Raw genomic sequence first — 24,170 nt, 5'->3', positions numbered from 1 at the left:
GCGTTAACGGCAGGTTTTAATTTTACCGACAAAAAGCCGGGTAGCCGTTACAATGGTAAACGGGTACATTTTTAATCAGTGTTTAAGAAAAAACTATATGCCAAAAATACTCAGCTGGACGAAAGAGCATAGTCTTTATCAGGAACAGATCAACCGGATTCTACTGCGTTTTATTTTACTGGTTGCAGCCCCTTCTCTCCTGCTTCTGGCGGTGATCTCGTTCGTCAATCAGAACTATGTTTTCACCGTAATCAATTTAATCAGCCTAGGGATCGTCGGTTTCGCGTTTTCGCTGTCCAGCAATACCGAAACGAAAAATATCTCCAAAGACGTCGCCTTGGCAGCGATCTATATCCCCTACCTGACAACACTGTTTTATCTGGATGCACATCATCTGGGATTTCTGTGGATCATGCTGATCCCGATCGTACTGGTATTTCTAAACTCGCCCAAAGAGCTCTCCTTCTGGTCAGTCGCCCTGTTCGCCCCATTAATACTTATCGCGCTGATCAATTATCTGCAACTCACTCAAACCAATCTGCACTATACCCAGGCGATCAACAGCGCAATCGGCTTATTGATCGAGGGCGTATTTCTGTTTTATATCAAACACACAATTTTCAGCGACCAATTAAAACTGAAATATAAAAATCGCCAGCTGGAGTTCAACAAACAACTTATTGACGAAAAAGTGCCGATTTTATCTCTGGACGTTAACGGTAAAATCATTAAAGCCAATAGTGCATTCATGGAAATTACCGGTTACCGGCAAATGGCTCTGATTGGTAAAACACTGGACCAGCTTGATATTCTGAATGAAGAACTGGATCACTTCAGTTTAAATAATATTCTTAAAAACAAATCCTGGAGCGGCGAACTGCACGGCCGACGCCGTAGCGGAGCGCAATTCTGGATGAATGTCACCATTCGCGAAGAGTTTAACTCAAAGTTCGAAAAAATCGGTTATATGGCGCTTTGCGAAGATATCACTTCGCAGCAGTTGCTTAAACTGCATGCCAATCACGACCAGCTTACCGGCGCTCTCAATCGTCGAGTATTCGATCAGTTCATTCAGAAGTCGGTTCATGAATTCCAGCGCTATCGCGAACCATTCAGTCTGATCATCTGCGATATCGACTTCTTCAAGAAAATCAACGACAGCTTCGGACATAATTTCGGAGATGAAATTCTAAAACAACTGTACAGCGAGCTAAGTAAAATATTACGCGGCTCAGACAGTATCTGTCGCTGGGGTGGAGAAGAATTCGCGATCCTACTGCCTAAAACCGGATTGGACTTGGGCGTAAGAGTTGCCGAAAAGGTACGCCAGCATATAAATACCACCGAATTCGCCGGGCAATACCCTCTAACAATCAGTCTCGGTGTGGCAGAAATCCGAATCGACGAAAAGGCCGAAGATTGGTTTGCCCGCGCCGACCGTGCGCTCTACGATGCGAAAGAAAGCGGTCGAAACAAAGTCAGCTTCAGTAGCCACTGAAGCAAATCGGAAGCATAAAAAAAGCCGGTTTTACAACCGGCTTTTTTGTGTCAAAGTGTCGGATTCCGACTCAAGTACGAACTCATTTCTGCGCCGCTAAACGCTCCTGATTCTTGCGTGCGATCTCATCCCAATCGATATTGTTACACGCTTCACATTCTTCTTTAAAGACACCGAGTTTAACCAATAAGGAATACACCTTACAGCCGACACAAAAACCGAGAACCGTTTCCATCCACATAAAGCCCAGACAGATCCAAACCAAAGTCAAAGGGATCCATGGAGACATGTAATTGACTGTGGTCGGCAACAGTGTAGATCCGGCAAGAGTATTGACCCAATTGGCAAATACGTCCGGGTTAAAAAAGACCAGACAGATGGAAATAAACGTCGCGCCGATGCCCCAGGCAAAACGTTTCGGAACAATCGGCTTCCAGACCGGCTTGGTATTTTTAGCTAAGAGTGTCGCCAATAGAATCGCCGGTGATAACCGCGCGCTCCAGACAAACATCCCTGCAAGCATTTCAAATAAGGCGTAGAAAAGAACCCAGGTCTGTACGGTGTAGTCGTAGCTTTTCTTAATCGCCTCGACGGAATAGATAATGTTGTAATCCCAATCCATATCTCCGCTATCTACTGCGGTATTGCCATCGACAACCCAATGCGAAACGAAAACAGCGTCATACAGAGTAAAACTCATATAGATCGGAACGAATAGAAGAATACCGGCACGAATCCGGATCGCAATATCATTGATATATACAGGGGATTCTTTGGGGTCGCGGAACCATAGATTCTTCAATACAGAAAGCATAAAGACTCCTTTAATTGCCTGCCAAAAAGTTAATTAGACTATTAGCAAATGATGAACTCGTCATAATTAGACAACTTAGGAGTAAAAAATCCTAGAGAAAACGAGATAGAATTTTTTAATTCAGCAATTAAAAACGGGAATTAAGCCCAGCTAAAGCAGGCTGAAATGGGCATGTTTTTGCGCCGAAAGGACAAGAAGAATTGAGTAACAAAAAAGCCAGCAGCCTAACCTCGATAGTCCGTCATCAAGGGGCGAAGTGGCTGCTGACGAAAACACAGTATCAGTTTTTAAGAAGCTGGTTCTTTATTTAAGCTGCTCGCACTTTGCGCTACAGCCGGATCGATATTAAATCCGTAAGCAATCATTTCCGGCCACACTTCCTGCAGCTTTTCGATATTGGAAGACTTCATTGTGCTCGTTCCGTTAAGAAAACGGAAAAAAGCGCTTGGCGTAATTTCCGCAACCTCTGCTACGCGATGCTTAATGATCCCTTTGGCTTCAATATAACTTTTAACTCTTTGATTAAAGCTCATATCTGCTCTCCTATTTATTCCCAAAAGACGGCAGAACTCTTGCGGTTCCACTCTGTACACTTTTTTACAATTTCAAGATATCGCAGAGCCCTATACAAAAAAAGAGTGAAAAAAATTCACTCATTGTTTTTACCTATAGCGTCACTTTAGATTATTTAAAGCTCATTACAAGCATTAACTACATGATTAAAGCCAAGATAATTCTCTGTCTGAAATCGTTATAAGATGCGGTCGTAAATCCGACAAACAGAGACAAAAATCTTACGACTTTCCCCATACTTATCTCTATACTTATTCATTCAGTACATTACAATTTTCTTTGACTTATTAAGCAGAACTACTTACTGTATTTTATGCAACTGATTGGAAACACATTAAGGGAAAGAAATACAATGGTACTTTATAAAAGAATGCGTAAATACTTACAAATCAAACAAATTTCTGCACAACAGGTTGCGTCTGAAGCATCCATTTCACTGGTTGACTTTGAAAAGTTTTTGCAAGGCTTGGATGCGATCGATTCAAGCCAGATGGAACAGTTGAACCGCTTCTGGCCGGAAATGATCGCTTACGGATTCGATATCGATATCAGCCTATGTACGGAAAACCAGCGAATCCCGCTCCACGCCTCGTGAGCGGATTTCTCTTTTACTAGCAATCACTTATAACAAACGGATAATTTAGCGCCAGATTACACGGATTTTTTTCGCATTATTGAAATCAAACCCGCAAATAAAATATAGATCGTTGAATTTCTTATAAAAATTCTCTTTGAAACACTGAGATACAGCGTCTTTTCCGCTATAATGCAACCGGATAAACGAATTAGATTAATTTTGTGAAACTTAGTGTGTAGTTAACTATCCAAAAAAACAAGATATACGATACAGAAAACACTACATTACTTAAGGATTACAATCGACTCACAATAAAAAGCTTTTAAGGTGTAAGGAGTATTGAATGAAACTTCATGAGAGAGTGAAATTCTATATTGAATGGAAAGGAATCACAAAAAAACGCGTTGCCGAAGTGGCCGGAGTCACTCAAAGCGCACTCTATCGTTTCCTGAACGGTAGCAGCACCATGAAGTCCTCGCACCTGCAAAAAATCAACGAAGAGTGGCCTGAACTGATCGCCTTCTGTTTTGACGTCAACCCGCATATAGCGATGGAAGCATTGCGTATAGATTCACTGGAAACGCAGAAACAAGCCTACGCCAACAAAATGGCGCAGGAATAAAAATCGATTGCTACCCATTTTACAAATGGGCCTTCTAGACAATTCGATTAAGCGCAGATTCTCTAGAACAGATTAAAAATCTGTTTTGAAGAGACGATTGAAGTTTGCCGTCGTTGCCTTGGCGACCTCTTCAAACGACATCTCCCTTAAATCGGCAATTTCCTGCACAACGTATTTCGTATAACCGGGCTGGTTAACTTTCCCCCGGTAAGGAACCGGAGCCAGATAAGGCGCATCGGTTTCAACCAGAATGCGTTCCAAAGGCACTTCTTTGGCCACCTCTTTCAACTCTTTGGCATTTTTAAAAGTCACTATGCCGGAAAAAGAGATGTAAAAGCCGATCGCCATCGCTCTGCGGGCAATTTCCATATCCTCAACAAAACAGTGCATAATGCCGCCAACTTCCTGAGCGTCTTCTTCCTCCAGAATCCGTAAACAGTCATCGGTTGAATTGCGAGTATGGATCACTATCGGTTTTTGCAGCTGCTTGGCAATACGGATCTGCTGGCGAAAACGTTCCTGCTGCCAACTCATATCGCGTTGTTCGGCATCAAAGTGATAATAATCCAGACCAATTTCACCGATCGCCAGTACCTTCGGGTGCGAAGCCGCCTCAAGCAGCATCTGATCCGTTACCTGAACATCCTCATCTTCGCACGGATGAATGCCGATCGCGGCATACACCTGCTCATACTTATCCGCCAGTTCAAGCACTTCATGCCATTTAGCCGGATTAATCGCGATGCACATCATCTTGCCAACCTCTAATTCTTCGGCTTGACGAATCACCTCATCGGTTGTGCCAACCGAATCTGGAAGAATATTTAAATGACAATGCGAATCTACGATCATTTACAGAAGTCCTCTATTTAACGTCGGTTTAAACATGGGGTCACAAGCTTCGGCAGCGGGAGTTTGCAACTTCAGCCAAACGGACAAAAGATTTTCCAGAATCAGTTCCTTATTGGCGTTTCCGATCCAGAAAGCTTTCGCCTGCATAACCTGCTGTTGAAACTGTAAAAGCGCACTGATCTTAGCAGTATCCGGATGCTCCGTACTATAGGCTTGACTGCGAACCTGCATCAGCGCCCAATGATAAAAATAATCAAATACCCTTTCCGGTTCAGGCCATTTCAACCATGGAGTCGCCACCTTGGAAGGTGTTTTTTTAAATTCCTTAAGCTGCCGAAGCCCTTCTTGCCACTCACTGTATTCCTGAATTCGGCCTTCATCGATCCAGCGTAAAGCATCCAGCGGCGCGCCCCAGTTAAGACGCAAAGCACGTTTCAACAAAGCCTGATCCAGTTGTGGACGCTGTTGCTGTAACCATTCCATAGCAACAGACAGTTCAGGCAGATTAACGGTGAGTTTCTGGCAACGGCTTTTAATCGTAGCCGGTAATTTCGATGCCTGTGCACAGCTCAACAGAAAAAGTGTTTGCTCGGAAGGCTCTTCCAATGTTTTCAGCAAAGCATTGAAAGCGGAAATATTCAGGTCCTCGACTCCTTCGACCCAAATCAGTTTATAACCGCCCTGGTGCGAGGTTTCGCTCTGCTTTTCAAGTAGCTGGCGAACCTGATCAACCGAAATTTCTTTTTTATCCTCAAGGCGCTGTAAATGATAGTAATCCGGGTGCTGACCGGAGGCAAACAGCTGACACGTCGCGCACTGCCCACAAGCACCCTGCACAGTCGGATGTTGACAAAGGGCCTGTTGCGCCATCGCAGAAACCAGCTGTTCACCACCGATTCCATTCGGCATACTCAACAGGTAAGCATGGCCGAGGCGTCCCTGTAACTGTTGCCATTGCTGCCAAACCGGTAACATCCACGGTAATGATGCCAAGTCGTAAACGCTGTTTTGTGAACTCAATTTGATGCGACTCTCTTAAACATTTAAAGCGATGTGCAATCTTTGCACCAGCTGCTCGGAAATCTGTTGCTGAACTTGCTGCAAACTCTGACTGGCATCGATAACCTGATAGCGCTGAGGCGCCATTTCGGCACGGCGCAGGTACGCCTGGCGGACGCTCTCGAAAAAGTCTTTGCGCTCCTGCTCGAATCGGTCGATCTGGCCGCCGCGGCTGGCAACACGCTGCATACCGATATCAATCGGCAAATCGAATACAAACGTCAGATTCGGCTGAAAGCCCTGTTGAACCCAGCGCTCGATTTCCGCTACCCGCTCAAAGCCCATCGCTCGCGCCGCGCCCTGATAAGCGAATGAAGCATCGGTAAAACGGTCAGAAATCACCCAGGTTCCTTGAGCGAGAGCCGGTTTGATTTTTTCCTGAATATGCTGAGCACGGGCGGCAAACATCAGCAAAAGTTCGGTATCCTGATGCATCGCTTTATTTTCCGGATCCAGAAGCAACTCGCGAATCTTCTCGCCGATCTCTGTCCCGCCCGGTTCACGCGTGGTAATCACTTCTTTTCCGGCCTGTCGCAGCTGCTCCGCGATAAAAGCCAAATTAGTCGACTTTCCGGCACCTTCAGAGCCTTCTAAAGTAATGAATCTACCTGTTTGTTGTGTCATCTAAACTCTACTTGTTCAAAATATATTTACGGACCGCGCGGTTATGTTCCAGCAGCGTATTGGAGAATTCATGCTGACCACCGCCCTTGGCAACAAAATACAACGCTCGGGTCTCTTTCGGCTGCATCACCGCCTGAATCGCTTCGCTCGAAGGCATGGCAATCGGCGTCGGCGGCAACCCGTCGATTTGATAAGTGTTATAAACGGTTTTACGATTCAGATCCCGTTTACGAATATTGCCATCATACCCTGCACCGATACCGTATATCACCGTCGGATCGGTTTGTAGACGCATATTTTTGCGCAGCCGATTCACGAATACCCCGGCGATTTCCGAGCGTTCCGGAGCATAACCGGTCTCTTTTTCAACAATCGAAGCCAGAATCAAGGCCTCTTCAGGGCTCTTAAGCGGCAGATTTTTCTGTCTTGACTGCCATGCCTCCTGCAGCACCTGATCCATCGCCTGCTTGGCTCGAAGCAAAATCGTTTTATCGCTGTCGCCGGATTGATAATAATAGGTTTCCGGAAGGAAATGCCCTTCCAGATTGGCATAAGGATACTTCGGATCGATCTTGCCTTCGATACCCAAGGTCGTTTGCAGGGCTGCAACATCCGTCAAATCGAGCTCTTTTTTTAATTTATCCAGCGCCTGCAACTGCTCTAAAGTCTGTTTAAATGTCTGACCGGCAATGATGGTCGCCGGATAACTGACGCTCTCGCCCTTAATCAAAACGTCAATCAGTTCATCTACGGTAAAAGACGGCTGAATGGCAAATTCTCCCGCCTTCAAACGGTGATGTTTATCCAGAAAACGCAGATACCAGACAAACCATTGCGGATGGCTCATAAAACCATGTCGATGCAGCTGGTGCGCAATCTGCGTCGCGTTCGAGCCTTTTTTGACCTGTAAAATCAGGGTTTCGTTCTGTGCGGAGATCGGACGCTGTTTAAAGTCCTGCCAATTAATCCAGGCAACGCTACTCACGATAAACAATAATATCAAAATCCCCCAGACTAGAAATTTACGCACAGAATTTACTCTCAACATCCATTTATCGATTCAAATTTACAGACAAATCCGTCTGATACTGCTGCCAAGCTGCCGCCAGCCAGGCGCCCTTTTCGCAAGCGTAGGATTTGACTTCATCGCGAGAAGCAACAAAAGCCGACACAGGCATAATGCCGCGCACGGCATTGCTTAAAAACACCTCTTCGGCACTGAGCAGATCTCTCAACTGCATATTTCTTTCTTCCCACTGCCAGCCGTGACTCGCCAGCATTTCCGGCAAGGCGTTACGCACCGTTCCGGCCACACCACTAAGATCGAGTCTTGGCGTAGTCACCTTTTGGGCGCTTATCAGATACAAATTTGCCTGAGTTGCACTGACAACCTCTCCACTATCGGTACACATCACCCCTTCCTGCCAGTCGTTACGCATCAGCTCATGACGGGCCAGAACATTTTCCAGACGGTTAAGATGTTTCATTCCCGCCAGAGAACGATTACTGCCGGCCGACGTCTGACAAAGATGTAATTGCAATGCCGCCGTATCGGCTGTCGGCGCTGGCGACCACTGAATAATCAAACTGCCATGCATCGTTGGCGGAGGTTGATAGCCTCGACCGCCTTCACCGCGGGTAAAAATGATTTTAGCCACCAGTGCCTGCTGTTTCTGCTCCTGACTCAAACAAGCAAAGGTAGCCGATAATTCCTCCAGACACCTCGCCTCGGAAAGCGCTGCAAAACCCAATCGTCGACAACTCTCTTCAATACGCTGGTAATGGCTCGACCAGTTCATGAGCTGCCCGGATTGCACCAGCATAGTGGAAAAAAAACCGTCACCGTAACTCAGACCGCGATCATATGCGCTGATTCGATCGTTCTCTTCGCCGTTAATCCAGCATCTTGGCAAACTCATCCACCCGCCCTAAGCATCGCTCTGACCAAAAGCGCGCAGAAGTCCGCGCGCCTTATGCCGCGTTTCGGTAAGCTCCAGATCCGGTTGCGAATCAGCGACGATACCGGCTCCGGCGCGGAACTGGATCTGCTGAAGCCCTTCACGCTCGCTTTGAATCAGAGTACGAATCAAAATATTCAGGTCCAGTGTCCCGTCCAGATTGATGTACCCCAGCGAACCGGTATAAGCCTCGCGCGGCATCTGCTCCAATTCGGCGATAATTTCCATGCAGCGCACCTTCGGGCACCCGGTAATGGTTCCGCCCGGAAACAGCGCATGTACGATATCCAAAGGAGAGAAACCGTCACGCAGCCGGCCACGGACATTGGAAACGATATGGTGAACATGTTCGTAGGATTCGATCACCATCAGCTCATTGACTTCAACGCTACCCGGTTGACAGATTCGTCCCAGATCGTTGCGTTCCAGATCGATCAGCATAATATGTTCGGCACGTTCTTTCGGATGGGCAATCAGCTCGTCCATTAGAGCTCGATCCGCGGCATCATCATCGCTGCGGCGGCGGGTTCCGGCAATCGGTCGCGTATCCACCCATTCGCCGTCATATTTAACCAAACGCTCCGGCGATGAACTGATGATCTGCCACGGCTGACCGTCCTGATCTTTCAGACAGGCCAAGGCAGCAAAAGGCGCCGGGTTATTGACCCGCAATGCCTGATAGACCTGAAGATAATCCTGATTTTCCGCCAACGACGCCTGCCACTGACGGGACAGATTGACCTGAAAAACATCACCGGCAAGAATATATTCTTTAACCTGTGCAACGCCATCCAGATATTTCTTTTCCGCTTCTTCCTGAAGATGGCTTAAGGACACTTCGCTGGAAATCGCATTTGCCGCTCGAAGTACGGCTTGAATGTCCTCAAGCATCGAAGACATTTCTGATTGATGCGTTTTTTCGACGATAAGCCAGACGCTTTCTTTCTCATGATCGAGAATCAGCGCTCCATGGCAACGGGTCAGATTCGCCAGCGGGAATTCCGATGCCGGAAGCTTTAATACCGGCTCGACAACCTGAGCATAGTCATAACTGAAATAGGCAAACCACCCGCCCTTGAACGGCAAAGCTTCGGCTTCACTTTGTAGTCGTGCCCGGTCAAGTGTCTCATCCTCCGCGAGCATCAGTTCCAACTGGATTTCGTTCTGTGCGGTTGTCACCAGTACCTGTTGCGCCTGAGTGGTAAACTCCTGCGCATTGTGCGGCGAGTCAAGCTGCAGCGAATCGCCCGGCAAAGCCATCAACACCGAGTAACGCCCCAGAGAGCCTTTGGCAACACTTTCCAGCAAAAACGGATAGCGTTGCGGATTCACCCTGTGCAACGCCGCCAGATCGAGTTTTTGGACTTCAGAGAAAAAAACAGGCCGTGCAACCACAGCCTGAGTATAAAGTTTCGTCATAAACTTAAGTGTCTTAAAAAAGCAAAACGCTTAGACTTTTCCTAGCACGATGGTTGCATTGGTACCACCGAAACCGAAAGAGTTTGACAGCGCAACATCAATTTTGGCGTCACGCGCTTCATTGGCTACGTAATCCAGGTCACAACCTTCCTGCGGGTTATCCAGATTGATCGTCGGCGGAAGCTTCTGCTCTTTGATCGCCAAAGCGGTAAAGACCGCTTCCATCGCACCGGCAGCCCCCAAAGCGTGTCCGGTCATCGATTTGGTAGAACTCATGCAGAGATTGTACGCATGATCACCGAAAACCGATTTGACGGCACTGGTTTCACACAGATCACCTGCCGGCGTCGAAGTACCATGTGCATTAATGTAGTTGATCTGCTCTGGATTGACTCCTGCATTATGCAAAGCAGTATGCATGCAGCGAGCCGCACCGGCACCACCTGCTGCTGGCAAAGTCATATGGTAAGCGTCTCCACTCATACCGAAACCGAGCACTTCAGCATAGATTTTGGCTCCACGCGCTTTGGCATGTTCATACTCTTCAAGTACCACTGCCGCCGCACCGTCACTCAATACAAAGCCGTCACGATCCTTATCCCATGGACGCGAAGCCGCCTGCGGATCGTCATTACGCGTGGACAAGGCTCTCGCCGCAGCAAATCCAGCCAACCCAAGCTCGGTTGTTGCATATTCGGCACCACCGGCAACCATCACATCGGCATCGCCGTACTGAATCATACGCGCGGCATCACCGATGCTGTGCGTACCGGTCGCACAAGCCGTGGCAATCGCCATATTCGGACCTTGCAAGCCGAACATAATCGACAAGTTACCGGAAACCATGTTGACAATGGAGCTTGGTACAAAGAAAGGAGATACGCGACGCGGGCCGGATTTCTGATAAGTACCGTGCTGCGTTTCGATTGAACCGATACCGCCGATCCCCGAACCGATCGAAACGCCGATACGCGGCGCATTCTCTTCGGTCACTTCCAGACCGGAGTCCTTGATAGCCTGTGCACCGGCTGCAATACCGTAATGGATAAAAGGATCCATCTTTTTGGCTTCTTTCGGCGCGATGTACTCTTTGACATCAAAACCTTTCAGCTCCCCACCAAAGGTCACCGAAAACGGAGAGGTATCAAACTTGGTAATCGGTTCGATTCCGCTCTTACCCGCTAAAAGATTAGTCCAGTTCTCTTCCACATCCAGCCCTACAGCGGATAGTACGCCTAGACCGGTTATGACTACACGACGCTTTGTCAAAATGAGATCCTCTTTACTGAGTCCACGAAAATGATGTGATTTTATTGGCTGTTGGCACTAAAGTCCAGATACAAAAAAAGCCGCATAAAAACGGCTTTTTTTGCAATCGTTTGTAACCAAGCGATTATAGGTTTGCTTCTACGTAAGCAACTGCTTGAGCTAGTGTAGAGATTTTTTCTGCTTCTTCGTCTGGGATTTCGCAGTCAAATTCTTCTTCAAGAGCCATTACTAGTTCAACTGTATCTAGAGAGTCAGCTCCTAGATCATCAACGAAAGAAGCATCAGCAGTAACCTGATCTTCTTCAACACCTAGCTGCTCAACAACAATTTTCTTAACGCGTTCTGCAATATCGCTCATTTGGAAATTCTCCAATTATGGTTATATAAAAAATTTAGTTGGGGTATTTTCGCTTTATGTTTGCGGATTTTCAAGCACTTTCGCCTTTTTTCTCCTCTAAAAACATTTATAAGCGATTAGTTATTATTTGGCCTTCTGATTTATAAAAGGCTTAGATCATGTACATCCCGCCATTAACGTTCAATGTCTGACCGGTAATATAGGCCCCACCGTTTCCAGCCAGGAAGGTAACAGTTTGTGCAATGTCCTCCGGCTGCCCCAGACGGTTCAGAGGGATCTGGCTAGTCAGGGAGTCGCGCTGTTCTTCAGGAAGTGCACGCGTCATATCGGTATCGATAAAGCCTGGAGCAACGGTATTAACCGTAATATTTCGGGCACCGACTTCACGCGCTAGAGACTTACTGAAACCGATAATACCGGCTTTAGCTGCAGCATAGTTAGTCTGTCCGGCATTCCCCATAACACCGACGACGGACGCGATATTGATAATACGCCCTTCTTTGGCTTTCATCATCCCGCGCAGACACGCTTTGGACATACGGTAAACCGAGTTCAAGTTAGTCTGGATAATATCGTCCCACTCGTCGTCTTTCATGCGCATCAGCAGGTTATCACGGGTAATCCCGGCATTATTCACCAGAATCGTCGGAGTACCGAATTCCTTGGTCACTTGAGCCAACACTTCGGTAATCATCTCTGCTTCCGTTACATTCAGACAAGCACCACGCCCTTGCGCACCCGCTTCTTTCAGATAGTCCGTAATCGCCTGAGCACCGGATTCGGAGGTTGCCGTACCGATAACCGTTGCGCCCTGAGCCGCCAAATCCAACGCGATCGCTTTCCCGATACCTCGGCTGGCGCCAGTCACAAATGCAACTTTATTCGTTAACATTTTCATATACCCTTTATGAGTTTTTTCTCTGATTATTGTAAGCGTCCAATTTTATAGAGTCGCCAACGCTTTTTCCAGTGTTGCCTGGTCAAATACCGCCTGCATACCCATGCGACGGTCAATACGACGGTTTAATCCCATCAAAACTTTACCCGGACCTAACTCGTATAGAGCCTCAACACCTTGCGCTTTCATCGATTCAACGGTTTTCACCCACTGCACCGGCTGATACAACTGCTTGACCAAAAGCGCCTTGATATCATCCGTGCTTTGCGCTTCGCTGAAATGAACGTTGTGCAAAACCGGCACCTGCGGCATCTGCAAATCCATCGCCGCCAGTTTTTCCGCCAGTTTTTCCGCAGCCGGTTTCATCAACGAACAATGAGAAGGCACGCTGACCGGAAGCGGAACAACGCGTGAAGCTCCAGCGTCGGTTGCCGCTTCCTGAGCGGCTTCAACCGCCGCCTTTTCACCGGCGATAACGACCTGACCCGGGGAATTGAAGTTAACCGCTTCAACCACGCCGTCAACCGATTCGCACACCTTGACCACCGCATCGTCATCCAGACCCAGTACCGCCGCCATAGCGCCTGCTCCGGCCGGAACTGCGCTTTGCATTAAGCGACCGCGTTCGGCAACCAGCTCAATTCCTTGCTCCAGTGTCATGGCACCTGCTGCAACCAGTGCCGTATATTCGCCAAGCGAGTGACCGGCCATAAAAGCCGGTGCCACGTCTTTTTGCGCCTTAAGGGTTTCCAGAACAGCAATACCGGAAGCCAGCATAGCCGGCTGAGTAACGTCAGTCTGGTTCAACTTGCCCGAATCGTCGTTCTGCACCAACTCCCAAAGATCGTATCCCAGAACTTCCGATGCTCTGGCAAAGACCTCTTTCACCTGAGCATGTGATTCCGCCAGCTCCGCCAACATCCCTTGAGACTGCGAACCCTGACCTGGAAAAACAAAAGCGTAACTCATAATCTGATGTTTCCTTTATATGATTTGAAGCGATGGTTAGCGATCTTCCTCACGAAATCAAGAGCGTCGCCTAGCCATAAAAAAACGCCTGATTGAAAGGCGTTTTCGATAATTTTAAAACTTGATCAGCGCGGATCCCCACGTAAATCCGCCGCCGAACGCTTCCAGCAATAGCGTCTCGCCACGCTGAATACGACCGTCACGAACAGCCTCGTTCAGCGCCAACGGGATAGACGCGCTGGATGTATTCGCATGCTTATTCACCGTAACCACGGTTTGTTCAGGCCGCAACTTCAATTTTCTGGCCGTTGCACTGATAATACGCATATTCGCCTGATGCGGAACCAACCAATCCAGATCTTCTCGTTCGATGTCATTCGCTTTAAGCGTATCCAGAGCGACCTTGCTCAGAGTATTGACCGCAACCTTGAATACCTCGTTACCGCGCATCGACATGGTTCTTTCCGCGATTTCATCGGTTTGCGGAAGCTTGGACGGACCGGAAGGAACGTGCAACAACTCTTCATACTGACCATCCGCATGGATATGCGTCGAAAGAATCCCTGCCTCTTCGGAAGCTTCAAGCACAACGGCTCCGGCGCCATCGCCGAACAAGACACAAGTATTACGGTCCTGCCAATTGGTGATACGAGACAGGGTTTCCGAACCGATAACCAGAGCGCACTTCGCCATACCGGTCTTAATAAACTGGTCGGCAACACTCAACGCATAAACAAAACCGGTACAAACCGCTTGCAGATCGAAAGCCGGGCAACCATGAATATCAAGACGCTGTTGAATCAAACAGGCCGTACTTGGAAAAGTTTTATCCGGAGTGGTCGTTGCAACAATAATAAGATCGATTGAATTTTTATCGATACCGGCCATTTCCATAGCCAATTTTGCCGCCTCAACGCCTAAATCGGCAGTTGTCTGACCATCCGCTGCAATATGGCGTTCTTCAATTCCTGTACGTTCACGGATCCATTCATCACTGGTTTCGACCATCTTTTCCAGATCGAAGTTGGTTAGAATTTTTTCCGGTAAGTAGCCACCTGTACCGCTGATGCGGCTATAGATTTTTTGAGTCATAAATTCAACATCTTTGCATTGATCGAAGCGGTGCGCTTCGGTCACCCATTTTGCATTGACAAGCAGAGCGAAGCGCCCTGCTCATGAGAAGATTAAGAACTTTTTTGCTGGATCAACTGCGAAACTTCGGCAGAAATCAGCTGCGGAACATTTTTACTGACTTCCAGACGCGCTTCGGCAATTGCTTGTAAGAAAGCATATTGATCGGCACCACCATGGCTCTTAATCACAATCTTTTGTAATCCTAAAAGCGATGCACCATTATAGCGGCGAGGATCAACCTTGTCTTTAAAAGACTTCAACACCGGGTAGGCAATCAGCCCGGCAAGCTTGGTAAAGATATTGCGGCCAAACGCTTCTTTAAGATAGTAAGCGATCATTTTGGCAACACCCTCACTGGATTTGAGTGCAATATTGCCATCAAAACCATCACAGACCACAACATCGGTATCACCTTTATAGATGTCATCACCTTCAACGTAACCGATGTAGTTAATCGATGTATTTTGAATCAGCTGATGCGCATCTTTAATCCGCTGATGGCCCTTGATCTCTTCTTCACCGATATTTAGCAGCCCGACTCGCGGCGCAGCATTACTGTCGACAGCACGAGACAAAACCGACCCCATAACGGCAAACTGCGTCAAATTCTCCCCGGTACAACCGACGTTCGCCCCCAAATCAAGCACATGTACATGCCCTTTCATAGTCGGCATGGAGGTACAGATCGCAGGACGGTCGATATCCGGCAGTGTTTTCAGAACGAACTTGGCGACCGCCATTAAAGCCCCGGTATTCCCGGCACTGACACACGCCTGAGCCTCATCCTCTTTAACCAGGTTCAAAGCGATACGCATCGAAGACTTGCGTTTATTACGCAAAGCTTTGGACGGCAAATCGTCCATTTCCACGACCTGCTCGGCATGAACAACAGTTAAACGGGAAGAATCGTATTGATAAGCGGAGAGCTGCTGCTCTATTTCATCCTGTTTACCAACAAGAACGATATGGATATCGGAGAATTTATCGAGTGCATCGATAGAAGCGGGAACGGTGACCGACAAACCGTGATCACCGCCCATAGCGTCAATTGCTATATTGATAGCCAAGATGGATTACGCCTTATCTTGAACGACTTTTTTACCTTTGTAGTAACCGTCAGCAGTAACGTGGTGACGACGGTGTACTTCACCAGTGGTAGGATCCTGAGTCAGCGCAGTTGCAGTCAGAGAATCGTGAGCACGACGCATGCCGCGCTTAGAAGGGGTTTTACGGTTTTGTTGAACAGCCATGTCAATCTCCTAAATAAATAATTACTTTTTCAGTCCTTGCAAAACCGCAAACGGGTTCTGCTTCTCGGACTTCGGCTCTTCAGAGCCGTTGGTTGAATCTTCTATTTGACCGTCATCGTCGGCATTCTGGTAAGCCATTTCACTGCTTTCATCAATCGGCACCATTGGTACACATAGAAGCAGTTCCTCTTCTACCAGTCCGAGCAGCGAAATTTTATCGCCCTCGAGCTCAAACGCCTCAACCTCTTTCGGCAAATCTTCAACAAGCGCCATCGATTCGGTAAACACCCCTTTCATGTGAGCTTTCACAGGAAAGTCAAACGTATTCAAAGAACGCTGGCACTGTAAATTGAGTACGGCTTCGACATTCAGTTCAAAAGCGGGAAAGCCCAGAGCTTTATCGTAATAAAACCGAATATCGACCGTTGCATCCTGACTCGCCGATTCCACCTGCTCTGCCAGCCGCGTAAATTGCGACATATTGACTCGTCCAACATAATGTTTATCATGTTTGACCGCATAGATGGGATCGATATAATCAGGTAGCTTATTTAACATAGGCGCGCATCATACCCGCAACCTCTTGCTAAGTCAAAAAATAACGCACAAAAAAGTCGTTATTTACACAAAAACTTCGTCTCATTGGATTTTAAGCATTCAAGCCGTCAAAAGCAGATGCATTCAAAACCTGAAATACAGGCGTTTTACCTTAAAAAACAAGAGATTACAAAACCTTTATTTTTTCATAAACTGTTTCGAACGTTTTACGTAAAAAGCGATACAGAATGCAATTCTTCGTAGTAAAACACGCTAAACGACACAGAACGACACCATTAAAACCGAGAGAATCCAATGCAAGATACCCACGGGTTATCCACAATTAATTCACAAACTAATCCAGACTCGAACGGGCTTCCACCGATTATCTTAGGATCAACGTCGATTTTTCGTAAGCAGATGCTGGAAAAACTCCACCTTCCGTTCGACACCGATAAACCGGAAGTGGATGAAACCCCACTGCAGGGTGAACGACCTGAAGCGATGGTCGCGCGCCTCTCTTTGGCCAAAGCCCAGGCGGTTGCCGGGAAACACCCCGACGCACTAATCATCGGCTCAGATCAATGTGCGGTATTCGACAACCACCCTATCGGTAAACCACACACCTTTGCCGTGGCACAGCAACAACTGCGTCAGTTCAGCGGCCAATCGATCACCTTTTATACCGGACTGGTGGTAATAAATGGCCAAACGGGCAAAACCTATCAAAAAATGGACACCACAGTAGTTCATTTCCGAGAGTTAAGCGATAACGTCATCGATAATTACCTGACCATCGAACAGCCGTTAAACTGCGCCGGCAGTTTTAAGTCCGAAGGTCTCGGCGTCACACTCTTCCAGCGTATTGACAGTCGCGACCCGAACGCACTGATCGGTCTGCCGCTAATGGATTTAACCGATATTTTTTATCAAATGGGTTATCCATTGCCGCTCAAGCCTTAGCATCTCAAGATTCATGGCTGCCAAAATCAAAAGCCCGGCATTAATTCCGGGCTTTTGATGTACCTGCACAGTCGGATAGCAGACTGGCGGCTTTAAATATTCTGCATTAACCACATATTCAGTTCCTGCAAAGAGTCCAGACAGGCAACCGGATCATATTCAGCCAAAACCTCCATCTGGTGAACACCATGGCTCAGGGCAATACGATCCATGCCACAGTTACGCGCCATCTCCATATCGAAAGTCGTATCACCGACCATCACCGCATCTTCTATTGCAATATTCAATGCTTCCAAAATCTGCGTCAACATCAGAGGATCTGGCTTGGAAGCCGACTCGACAGGCGTCCGGGTAATATCGAAGTACGGTTCGAAGCCACATTCTGCAAGAACCTGATTCAGCCCCTTGCGGCTTTTACCGGTTGCAATCGCCAGCTTGACTCCTTGCTGGCGAAGATTCAGCAGCATCGCTTCGGCGCCGTCAAAAGGAATCATCTGCACATCAGACTGCTCGAGAAAATTCATCGTATAGGCTTCGCACATACTGACCAGTTTTTCCTGATCCTGCTCCAAATGAGGGTAAAGCGTTAAAACCGCTTTATCCAATGCCAGACCGATAATCTGCTTGCACTCATGGCTCGGCAACACTTCCAATCCGCACTCTCTGGCCGCAAGTTGCAAAGCATCAACAATACGCCCTTCGGAGTTCATCAGGGTTCCGTCCCAGTCAAAAATGACCAACTTATATTTTTTCATTGAATCCTCCATAATTTCGCAAACCCTTTACAGCGACTGCTCTTCGATTAAACGTTTGAAATCGGCCCACAACGGCGCTTCGATACGCATTTTCTGCTCGGTATTGGGATGGGTAAAACCAAGAATATGCGCGTGCAACGCCAGACGTTTCATTCCTTTCTTGCGGAAGCGCTTATTCAACTCCCGGTCACCATAACGGTCATCGCCGACCAGAGCACAGCCCTGCGCCAATGCATGGACCCTGATCTGATGCGTACGTCCGGTCTTAAGACGCACCGCCATCAGATCACACCCATTAAGGTGCTGCTTGACTTCGAAATAACTCAAGGCGCTTTTTCCGTCCTGCGCGACCTTTACATGCCAACCGCCATTCGGAAGATGGTCTTTACGCAGCGGCAAATCCACCTTGCTGACATTCTTTGGCCAGACACCGCTGACAATGGCCAGATAACGCTTCTCAAACTGATCGTCGCGCATCTGTTGATGCAACGCTTTCAGAACCGATGCTTTTTTCGCGACCAGAATACAACCCGAGGTATCACGGTCGATACGGTGTACCAATTCCAGTCTTTTAGCTCGTGGACGCAAGGCACGTAAAACTTCAATCAGTCCGTAGCGGATACCGCCGCCGCCATGCACCGCCACGCCAGAAGGCTTATTGACCACCATCAGATCAGCATCTTCATATAGAATCGCCTGCTCTATCTGACGCAATTCATCAGCCGGAATCTCGCTATCTTCAACCTTATCCGTTTGCGGCAGTCGCATAGGCGGAACCCGTACCACATCCCCGCTTTCAATTCGATTACTGACTTTGGAGCGACCTTTATTAACGCGAACCTCTCCTTTACGAATAATCCGATAAATCAAGGCCTTAGGCGCTTTTCTGAAATGACGCATTAAAAAATTATCCAACCGCTGACCGTGGTCTTCTTCGCCAACGGTCAGAAACTGTACTTTGGAAGCCGCATGTTGCTCGGTCATCTCCACTCCGTCGCCAGATACTCTGAAAATTTCAAAAAAAGCCTATTCTACTCTATTCGCCTGCCGTTTTAGGCTCGAGCAAAACAAAACCGCACTTAGTGACAACTTATTCACAGGTTTTTCCACCGATTCATCAATCACCGATTGCCAAGGTAGCGACACAATGATATATTTGCGAAGCTTGCAAAATTATAAGCGAAATAGGTCGATGTTTTACTGCACTTTAGAGTAAACAACGACCGGTGTTTAAGACGAATTTTTAAACCGCTTTTCGGGGTTTCCGGACAGCTTTTATATAACCTTGAACACAGTTAAACGGACAACAACCAATGCAAAAGTATGCAAAGTTGACCGGCGCAGCGATTTAATACGCCTTATGAATCATTTGACTCTAAGTCAAACCGTTAAATCCCCTAAGACGCCGGAAAGACCATACGAGAGCAAGCGGAAAGACCGTTAAAAATCAAAGCCAAGGCTTTGACGGCTAGAGCACCGGCACAATAATAAAAACCAGAAAGATGATCGCTGCTCGATACAAATGTTACCAAACTGATGAACTTGATACTTTTAAACGCATCACGGCGTTTACCAAAAACCAGTGCTTAGCCCTTTGACCGGGCAATTCCGGGATGCCGAATAGTCGGCAACGGAATAAAAGTTCTGCAAACTCCCTGAAATGGTAACAACTTGCCTAGACACCCTTTTGCTGCCGATAACCTCGTTGCATCTTAAACGCAGGATGACGCCATCCGTGCACACTGTGTTCTCTTGAGTCAAAAGAGACATAAATGAAAAGAATGCTAATAAATGCGACCCAGAAGGAAGAGGTTCGCATTGCTCTTGTCGATGGCCAGACATTATATGATTTGGACGTCGAAACCCCACTTCATCAAAAGAAAAAAGCCAATATCTATAAAGGGAAAATCACCCGAATCGAACCTTCTCTGGAAGCCGCTTTCGTTGATTACGGTGCCGAGCGCCATGGTTTCCTCCCTTTTAAAGAAGTCGCCAGCGAATACTTTCCAAATGAAAAACCCGATTCCGGTCGCCTGAGCATCAAAGATGTACTGAGCGAAGGTCAGGAAGTCATCGTTCAAGTCCAGAAAGAAGAGCGCGGTAATAAAGGTGCGGCACTGACCACTCAAATCACCCTTGCGGGTCCTTATGTGGTCATGATGCCAAACAATCCGAAGGCCGGCGGTATCTCACGTCGTATCGAAGGCGACGAACGCTCCGATATCCGCGACACACTGCGCGACTTGAATACCCCGGAAGGTATGGGCTTGATTATCCGTACCGCTGGTGTCGGCAAAAGCACTGAAGAACTCCAGTGGGGTGTCAACTACCTGATCCAACTGTGGGATGCCATTAAAAGTGCCGCGAATGAAAAATCCGCGCCTTTCCTGATTCACCAGGAATCTGACATTGTTATTCTGGCGATTCGCGACTACCTGCGTCAGGATATCGGTGAAATCATTATCGACGACATGGACACCTTCCATAAAGCGCGCGACTTCATCCAGCACGTTATGCCGCAGCAGGTTTATAAGGTCAAACCTTATCAGGACACAATTCCGCTGTTCACCCGCTTCCAGATTGAATCGCAAATCGAATCCGCTTATCAGCGCGAAGTTACCCTGCCTTCCGGCGGTGCGATCGTTATTGATATCACCGAAGCCTTAACGGCCATTGATATCAACTCCAGCCGTGCAACCAAAGGTGGAGATATCGAAGAAACCGCCTTCAATACCAATATGGAAGCCGCCTGCGAAATCGCTCGCCAACTGCGTCTTCGCGACCTTGGTGGACTGGTGGTTATCGACTTTATCGATATGCACTCCAGCAAACACCAGCGCGAAGTGGAAAACAAACTTCGCGAAGCGGTCAAATCAGATCGTGCCCGCGTCCAGATCAGCAAAATCTCCCGCTTCGGACTACTGGAAATGTCGCGTCAGCGCCTGCGTCCATCGATTGAAGAATCCACTCAGATTGTCTGCCCTCGCTGTAAAGGTGTCGGCGTAATCCGTGGCGTCTCTTCATTGGGTCTGTCCATTCTTCGACTGCTTGAAGAAGAAAGCATGAAAGAAAACACTCGTCGAGTAACCGTGCAACTGCCGGTTGACGTAGCAACCTTCCTGTTGAATGAAAAACGCGCGCAGATTACTAAAATCGAAGACCGCCATAATATGCATGTCCTGATCGTTCCGAACGAACACCTGCAGACACCGCAATATATGATGGAACGCACCCGTCTTAGCGATGATGAAGTACATGTCATCAGCTATGAAGCGAAAGACGAAATCAAGAGCGAAGAAGAAATCCACAGCGTTAACGAAACACCGAAGCCAAAAGAAGAGCCTGCGGTGCAAAACGTTACCCCTATGGCACCTCCGCCTCCTGCATCCGTTGAAGAAAAACCAAATGGCGAAGTGAAAGCCGGACTGTTCAAACGAGTCTGGTCAGCACTGTTCGGCAAAGCGGAAGAGCCGGAAGAAGTGAAGCCGAAAGAGAAATCCCAAGGCAACCGTAATCGCAATAACCGCAATCGTAACAACCGTAACGACCGTCGCCGCAATGACCGCCGTCGCGGCAACCGAAATGACCGCCCAGAGTCCAAAGAGACCGCGGCTGAAACAACGGCGAAAACGATTAATGAAGAGAACGACAAGCAGGAAAATACTTCGGCCAAGAGCAATCGCCGCCGTAATAACCGTCGCCGTCGTCCTCGCCAGGACGAAAATGCCAAACCGGAAAACCAAAACACCCAACCGATTCAGGAGCAGGATGTTGAAAAAACCGATCAGCAACTAAACGCAACTCAGGAAGAAAAGGCTCCTGTCCAGGCCAGCAATAAGCCGAAAGAGGAAACTAAAGAAAGTAAGCCTCGCTCAAGACGCCGTAGCCGCTATAACAGTCGCAGTGGTTTCAACTCGCGCCGTCGTGCACCTAAAGATGCGGAAAGCCGTTCGATCCATTCTCCGGCACCGCATCTGGTAACGGTAACCAAAGACGGTGAAGTGATTCATAAGGAACCTGCCAAAGAAGAACAGAAGCAGCAAAGCGAGACATCTCAAGAGATGACCGCTGCAACTTCTGAGAATCTGACAGTTGCGCAGGCGCCTGTTGAATCAATGCAAGAAGAGACAATCCTAAACCAGGGCTCGGTCTCTGAAACCACTGACAACAGCAATGAGATCCAGATGGACAACGCGGACAAAGCCCCTGCCACTGAGCAACAGGACGCAGAGAAAACCGTTGACTCTGAAGCGGCTGAACCTCAAGCCGAGCTGAACTTTAATAGCACCGCTGAAAACGTTACCGAGACGGTCACAACCGAACCGGAAACTTCCGTTAGCGAGAGCGAAGAAAAATCGGAAGCAGAAACCGACGGGCAAGTTGAAACGCAGAAAGAGTCCCCAGTTGAGACGCAGAGCGCATCTGATAATTCAGAAGCGGATTCGGGAGCAAACTCGGAAGAAGCACCGTCTGAAACCGATAATGTTGCCTCTGCAAACAACAGCGTAGCGGAAAAAACAGAGACCGAAATCCAAGCGGATGACGTTACGGATAATAGTCCAAAAGACGAAACGCTAAGCGAACCGTCAGCCAAGCCGGAAGTCTCCTCTGAAGCGGAAGCGACCGAGCAAGAGGCGAAGCAAGAAGAAGAGAAAACCAAAGCGTAAGCCTGTATTTCTTTTCCTTCAATGAAAAACGCCCAAGAGCATTCGCTCTTGGGCGTTTTTTTATGTCTGCGTTTAAGTCAAAACCATCAAACAATCAGAAAGTGATTCCCTTCCGTCAGTCGAGATGGTTTTGCTTGATATGTTCGAGCAAACCGCGGGAGGCCGATTCAACCAGATCAAAAACATGGTCGAATCCTTGAGGTCCCCCGTAATAAGGATCCGGCACTTCCGTTTCCTCGAACTCCTCGGTAAATTGCAGGAACATATGCAATTTTTCGCGGTGTTCCGGTAACGCCATTTCATACAGATTGCTGTAATTGGAATGATCCATTGCCAGAATATAGTCAAACTGATAGAAGTCGCCGAAATCCACTGCACGGGCACGCAAGTCATTCATCTGGATACCACGCCCTTGAGCGACCTGGGTGGAACGGCTGTCCGGCGGATTCCCGACATGGTAGGCAGCCGTACCGGCGGAATCGATTTCAATTTGCTTTGCCAACCCTTCATCGATAACGAGCTTGCGAAAAACCGCATGTGCCGTCGGCGAGCGGCAAATATTGCCTAAACAGACAAACAAGACAGAGACTTTTTTTGCCATTTGCAGATTCCTCTAGATTCCCTTGCTATAAAATAAACGCCTTAGTTTACAAGGCTCAACTGAAAAATGCATGCAAACCTGCGCCCTCCGGCGGTCACATTAAAAAGCTTCGAGTACGATGCCAACTGGGTGCTATACAGCGACTCGGAAATCATTATTGCCAATAAACCGAGCGGAATGCTTTCGGTTCCCGGACGCGGAGCCGACAAACAGGAATGCCTGCTTTCTCATCTGCAAACCCGTTTTTCCGACGCCTTGATCGTTCACCGTCTCGATATGGACACCTCTGGATTAATGGTTCTGGCGCGATCCAAGGAGGCTCACCGTCACCTGAGCCGACAGTTCCAAGAAAGACAAACTCGTAAGCGCTACCATGCAGTCTGTAGCGGAATAATCAGCCAGGATTACGGAGAAGTCCACTTACCCATGCGCTGCGACTGGGAACGCCGTCCACTGCAGATGGTCGATTTTATTCACGGCAAATCGGCTCAGACTCAATGGCGAGTAATGCGTCAATTTTCCGACCGGTTCAGCGTGGAATTAACCCCGATCACCGGCCGATCCCATCAGCTTAGACTGCATATGAAAATGCTTGGACACCCTATTTTAGGCGACAACCTGTATGCCGATCCGCATTCTCTGAAAATGGCGCCACGCCTGCTTTTGCACGCACACTATCTTGCGTTCACCCATCCTGAAAGCGGTGAGTGGCTGTCATTCACACAAGATGCCAACTTTCCGATCTAAAGATGATGGCACAAATACTGCTAGTC

Annotated in this window: 25 protein-coding genes; 6 read left to right on the top strand and 19 right to left on the bottom strand. The window is 47.9% G+C overall.

What is annotated here, in order from left to right; all coding sequences use genetic code 11:
• Window positions 1-97 precede the first annotated feature (97 nt).
• Window positions 98-1,498 (top strand): sensor domain-containing diguanylate cyclase, encoded by a 1,401-nt coding sequence (locus HQN79_RS04805; protein ID WP_173284591.1) that lies wholly within the window; start codon window positions 98-100, stop codon window positions 1,496-1,498.
• A gap of 82 nt (window positions 1,499-1,580) precedes the next feature.
• Here the strand turns inward: HQN79_RS04805 and HQN79_RS04800 are convergent, their stop codons facing one another.
• Window positions 1,581-2,312: a DUF4395 domain-containing protein gene (locus tag HQN79_RS04800; RefSeq protein WP_173284589.1), complete on the bottom strand. Its 732-nt coding sequence runs from the start codon at window positions 2,310-2,312 to the stop codon at window positions 1,581-1,583.
• Between the two features lie 287 nt (window positions 2,313-2,599).
• Entirely contained in the window at window positions 2,600-2,845 is a 246-nt protein-coding gene (locus HQN79_RS04795) for a hypothetical protein (RefSeq protein WP_173284587.1), read from the bottom strand.
• Between the two features lie 410 nt (window positions 2,846-3,255).
• Between HQN79_RS04795 and HQN79_RS04790 the strand changes: the two genes are divergently transcribed.
• Together HQN79_RS04790 and HQN79_RS04785 are read left to right on the top strand one after the other, a co-directional pair.
• Window positions 3,256-3,480 carry a hypothetical protein gene (locus HQN79_RS04790; RefSeq protein ID WP_173284585.1) on the top strand — a complete coding sequence of 75 codons (225 nt, stop codon included), beginning with the start codon at window positions 3,256-3,258 and terminating at the stop codon, window positions 3,478-3,480.
• Between the two features lie 325 nt (window positions 3,481-3,805).
• Window positions 3,806-4,084, top strand: a complete 279-nt coding sequence (locus HQN79_RS04785; protein ID WP_173284583.1) for a helix-turn-helix domain-containing protein — start codon at window positions 3,806-3,808, stop codon at window positions 4,082-4,084.
• A 72-nt stretch (window positions 4,085-4,156) separates the two neighbouring features.
• Here the strand turns inward: HQN79_RS04785 and HQN79_RS04780 are convergent, their stop codons facing one another.
• From HQN79_RS04780 to HQN79_RS04715, 14 genes are all read right to left on the bottom strand, one after another.
• Window positions 4,157-4,936, bottom strand: coding sequence for a TatD family hydrolase (locus tag HQN79_RS04780; protein ID WP_173284582.1), 780 nt, complete (start codon window positions 4,934-4,936; stop codon window positions 4,157-4,159).
• Entirely contained in the window at window positions 4,937-5,956 is a 1,020-nt protein-coding gene (gene holB, locus HQN79_RS04775; protein ID WP_173284581.1) for a DNA polymerase III subunit delta', read from the bottom strand. It lies immediately after the preceding gene.
• A gap of 15 nt (window positions 5,957-5,971) precedes the next feature.
• Window positions 5,972-6,619: a dTMP kinase gene (gene tmk, locus HQN79_RS04770; RefSeq protein WP_173284580.1), complete on the bottom strand. Its 648-nt coding sequence runs from the start codon at window positions 6,617-6,619 to the stop codon at window positions 5,972-5,974.
• Between the two features lie 7 nt (window positions 6,620-6,626).
• A complete protein-coding gene (gene mltG, locus HQN79_RS04765; RefSeq protein WP_238843427.1) occupies window positions 6,627-7,649 on the bottom strand; it encodes an endolytic transglycosylase MltG in 1,023 nt (340 codons plus the stop codon).
• Between the two features lie 22 nt (window positions 7,650-7,671).
• Window positions 7,672-8,538 carry an aminodeoxychorismate lyase gene (pabC, locus tag HQN79_RS04760; protein WP_173284578.1) on the bottom strand — a complete coding sequence of 289 codons (867 nt, stop codon included), beginning with the start codon at window positions 8,536-8,538 and terminating at the stop codon, window positions 7,672-7,674.
• Between the two features lie 9 nt (window positions 8,539-8,547).
• On the bottom strand, window positions 8,548-9,996 hold the full coding sequence (locus HQN79_RS04755; RefSeq protein ID WP_173284577.1) for an aminodeoxychorismate synthase component I: 1,449 nt from the start codon (window positions 9,994-9,996) through the stop codon (window positions 8,548-8,550).
• 30 nt (window positions 9,997-10,026) lie between these two features.
• On the bottom strand, window positions 10,027-11,265 hold the full coding sequence (fabF, locus tag HQN79_RS04750; protein WP_173284576.1) for a beta-ketoacyl-ACP synthase II: 1,239 nt from the start codon (window positions 11,263-11,265) through the stop codon (window positions 10,027-10,029).
• A gap of 124 nt (window positions 11,266-11,389) precedes the next feature.
• The gene (gene acpP / locus HQN79_RS04745; RefSeq protein ID WP_173284575.1) at window positions 11,390-11,623 is read right to left on the bottom strand and encodes an acyl carrier protein; all 234 of its coding nucleotides are present in this window, start codon (window positions 11,621-11,623) and stop codon (window positions 11,390-11,392) included.
• A gap of 151 nt (window positions 11,624-11,774) precedes the next feature.
• Window positions 11,775-12,515, bottom strand: coding sequence for a 3-oxoacyl-ACP reductase FabG (gene fabG, locus HQN79_RS04740; RefSeq protein ID WP_173284574.1), 741 nt, complete (start codon window positions 12,513-12,515; stop codon window positions 11,775-11,777).
• Between the two features lie 51 nt (window positions 12,516-12,566).
• Window positions 12,567-13,490, bottom strand: coding sequence for an ACP S-malonyltransferase (gene fabD / locus HQN79_RS04735; protein ID WP_173284573.1), 924 nt, complete (start codon window positions 13,488-13,490; stop codon window positions 12,567-12,569).
• A 114-nt stretch (window positions 13,491-13,604) separates the two neighbouring features.
• Entirely contained in the window at window positions 13,605-14,582 is a 978-nt protein-coding gene (locus tag HQN79_RS04730; protein ID WP_275284711.1) for a beta-ketoacyl-ACP synthase III, read from the bottom strand.
• 92 nt (window positions 14,583-14,674) lie between these two features.
• Window positions 14,675-15,691, bottom strand: a complete 1,017-nt coding sequence (gene plsX, locus HQN79_RS04725) for a phosphate acyltransferase PlsX (protein WP_173284572.1) — start codon at window positions 15,689-15,691, stop codon at window positions 14,675-14,677.
• A gap of 6 nt (window positions 15,692-15,697) precedes the next feature.
• A complete protein-coding gene (gene rpmF, locus HQN79_RS04720; protein ID WP_173284571.1) occupies window positions 15,698-15,874 on the bottom strand; it encodes a 50S ribosomal protein L32 in 177 nt (58 codons plus the stop codon).
• A 21-nt stretch (window positions 15,875-15,895) separates the two neighbouring features.
• Window positions 15,896-16,432 (bottom strand): YceD family protein, encoded by a 537-nt coding sequence (locus tag HQN79_RS04715; protein WP_173284570.1) that lies wholly within the window; start codon window positions 16,430-16,432, stop codon window positions 15,896-15,898.
• 294 nt (window positions 16,433-16,726) lie between these two features.
• Between HQN79_RS04715 and HQN79_RS04710 the strand changes: the two genes are divergently transcribed.
• On the top strand, window positions 16,727-17,374 hold the full coding sequence (locus tag HQN79_RS04710; protein WP_173284568.1) for a Maf family protein: 648 nt from the start codon (window positions 16,727-16,729) through the stop codon (window positions 17,372-17,374).
• Between the two features lie 92 nt (window positions 17,375-17,466).
• Here HQN79_RS04710 and HQN79_RS04705 read toward each other — a convergent pair whose 3' ends face one another.
• Together HQN79_RS04705 and HQN79_RS04700 are read right to left on the bottom strand one after the other, a co-directional pair.
• Window positions 17,467-18,129 (bottom strand): HAD-IA family hydrolase, encoded by a 663-nt coding sequence (locus HQN79_RS04705; protein ID WP_173284566.1) that lies wholly within the window; start codon window positions 18,127-18,129, stop codon window positions 17,467-17,469.
• Window positions 18,130-18,156: 27 nt separating this feature from the next.
• Window positions 18,157-19,113, bottom strand: a complete 957-nt coding sequence (locus HQN79_RS04700; protein WP_173284564.1) for an RluA family pseudouridine synthase — start codon at window positions 19,111-19,113, stop codon at window positions 18,157-18,159.
• Between the two features lie 788 nt (window positions 19,114-19,901).
• Between HQN79_RS04700 and rne the strand changes: the two genes are divergently transcribed.
• Complete coding sequence (rne, locus tag HQN79_RS04695) at window positions 19,902-22,796, top strand: ribonuclease E (protein WP_173284562.1); 2,895 nt, start codon at window positions 19,902-19,904, stop codon at window positions 22,794-22,796.
• 115 nt (window positions 22,797-22,911) lie between these two features.
• Here the strand turns inward: rne and HQN79_RS04690 are convergent, their stop codons facing one another.
• Window positions 22,912-23,397 carry a low molecular weight protein-tyrosine-phosphatase gene (locus tag HQN79_RS04690; RefSeq protein ID WP_173284559.1) on the bottom strand — a complete coding sequence of 162 codons (486 nt, stop codon included), beginning with the start codon at window positions 23,395-23,397 and terminating at the stop codon, window positions 22,912-22,914.
• A 66-nt stretch (window positions 23,398-23,463) separates the two neighbouring features.
• Here HQN79_RS04690 and HQN79_RS04685 point away from each other — a divergent pair, with 66 nt between their 5' ends.
• Window positions 23,464-24,144, top strand: a complete 681-nt coding sequence (locus HQN79_RS04685) for an RluA family pseudouridine synthase (RefSeq protein ID WP_173284557.1) — start codon at window positions 23,464-23,466, stop codon at window positions 24,142-24,144.
• The last annotated feature ends 26 nt before the right edge of the window (window positions 24,145-24,170 follow it).

Origin of the sequence: Thiomicrorhabdus xiamenensis (genome assembly GCF_013282625.1) — a bacterium.
Lineage (GTDB): Bacteria > Pseudomonadota > Gammaproteobacteria > Thiomicrospirales > Thiomicrospiraceae > Thiomicrorhabdus > Thiomicrorhabdus xiamenensis.
This window is presented reverse-complemented; position numbering and strand designations above follow the sequence as displayed.

Coding starts and splice junctions, on each gene's coding strand:
- HQN79_RS04805 (WP_173284591.1), top strand. CDS start 98: ATGCCAAAAATACTCAGCTGGACGAAAGAGCATAGTCTTTATCAGGAA.
- HQN79_RS04800 (WP_173284589.1), bottom strand. CDS start 2,312: ATGCTTTCTGTATTGAAGAATCTATGGTTCCGCGACCCCAAAGAATCC.
- HQN79_RS04795 (WP_173284587.1), bottom strand. CDS start 2,845: ATGAGCTTTAATCAAAGAGTTAAAAGTTATATTGAAGCCAAAGGGATC.
- HQN79_RS04790 (WP_173284585.1), top strand. CDS start 3,256: ATGCGTAAATACTTACAAATCAAACAAATTTCTGCACAACAGGTTGCG.
- HQN79_RS04785 (WP_173284583.1), top strand. CDS start 3,806: ATGAAACTTCATGAGAGAGTGAAATTCTATATTGAATGGAAAGGAATC.
- HQN79_RS04780 (WP_173284582.1), bottom strand. CDS start 4,936: ATGATCGTAGATTCGCATTGTCATTTAAATATTCTTCCAGATTCGGTT.
- tmk (WP_173284580.1), bottom strand. CDS start 6,619: ATGACACAACAAACAGGTAGATTCATTACTTTAGAAGGCTCTGAAGGT.
- pabC (WP_173284578.1), bottom strand. CDS start 8,538: ATGAGTTTGCCAAGATGCTGGATTAACGGCGAAGAGAACGATCGAATC.
- HQN79_RS04755 (WP_173284577.1), bottom strand. CDS start 9,996: ATGACGAAACTTTATACTCAGGCTGTGGTTGCACGGCCTGTTTTTTTC.
- acpP (WP_173284575.1), bottom strand. CDS start 11,623: ATGAGCGATATTGCAGAACGCGTTAAGAAAATTGTTGTTGAGCAGCTA.
- fabG (WP_173284574.1), bottom strand. CDS start 12,515: ATGTTAACGAATAAAGTTGCATTTGTGACTGGCGCCAGCCGAGGTATC.
- fabD (WP_173284573.1), bottom strand. CDS start 13,490: ATGAGTTACGCTTTTGTTTTTCCAGGTCAGGGTTCGCAGTCTCAAGGG.
- HQN79_RS04730 (WP_275284711.1), bottom strand. CDS start 14,582: ATGACTCAAAAAATCTATAGCCGCATCAGCGGTACAGGTGGCTACTTA.
- rpmF (WP_173284571.1), bottom strand. CDS start 15,874: ATGGCTGTTCAACAAAACCGTAAAACCCCTTCTAAGCGCGGCATGCGT.
- HQN79_RS04715 (WP_173284570.1), bottom strand. CDS start 16,432: ATGTTAAATAAGCTACCTGATTATATCGATCCCATCTATGCGGTCAAA.
- HQN79_RS04710 (WP_173284568.1), top strand. CDS start 16,727: ATGCAAGATACCCACGGGTTATCCACAATTAATTCACAAACTAATCCA.
- HQN79_RS04705 (WP_173284566.1), bottom strand. CDS start 18,129: ATGAAAAAATATAAGTTGGTCATTTTTGACTGGGACGGAACCCTGATG.
- HQN79_RS04700 (WP_173284564.1), bottom strand. CDS start 19,113: ATGACCGAGCAACATGCGGCTTCCAAAGTACAGTTTCTGACCGTTGGC.
- rne (WP_173284562.1), top strand. CDS start 19,902: ATGAAAAGAATGCTAATAAATGCGACCCAGAAGGAAGAGGTTCGCATT.
- HQN79_RS04690 (WP_173284559.1), bottom strand. CDS start 23,397: ATGGCAAAAAAAGTCTCTGTCTTGTTTGTCTGTTTAGGCAATATTTGC.
- HQN79_RS04685 (WP_173284557.1), top strand. CDS start 23,464: ATGCATGCAAACCTGCGCCCTCCGGCGGTCACATTAAAAAGCTTCGAG.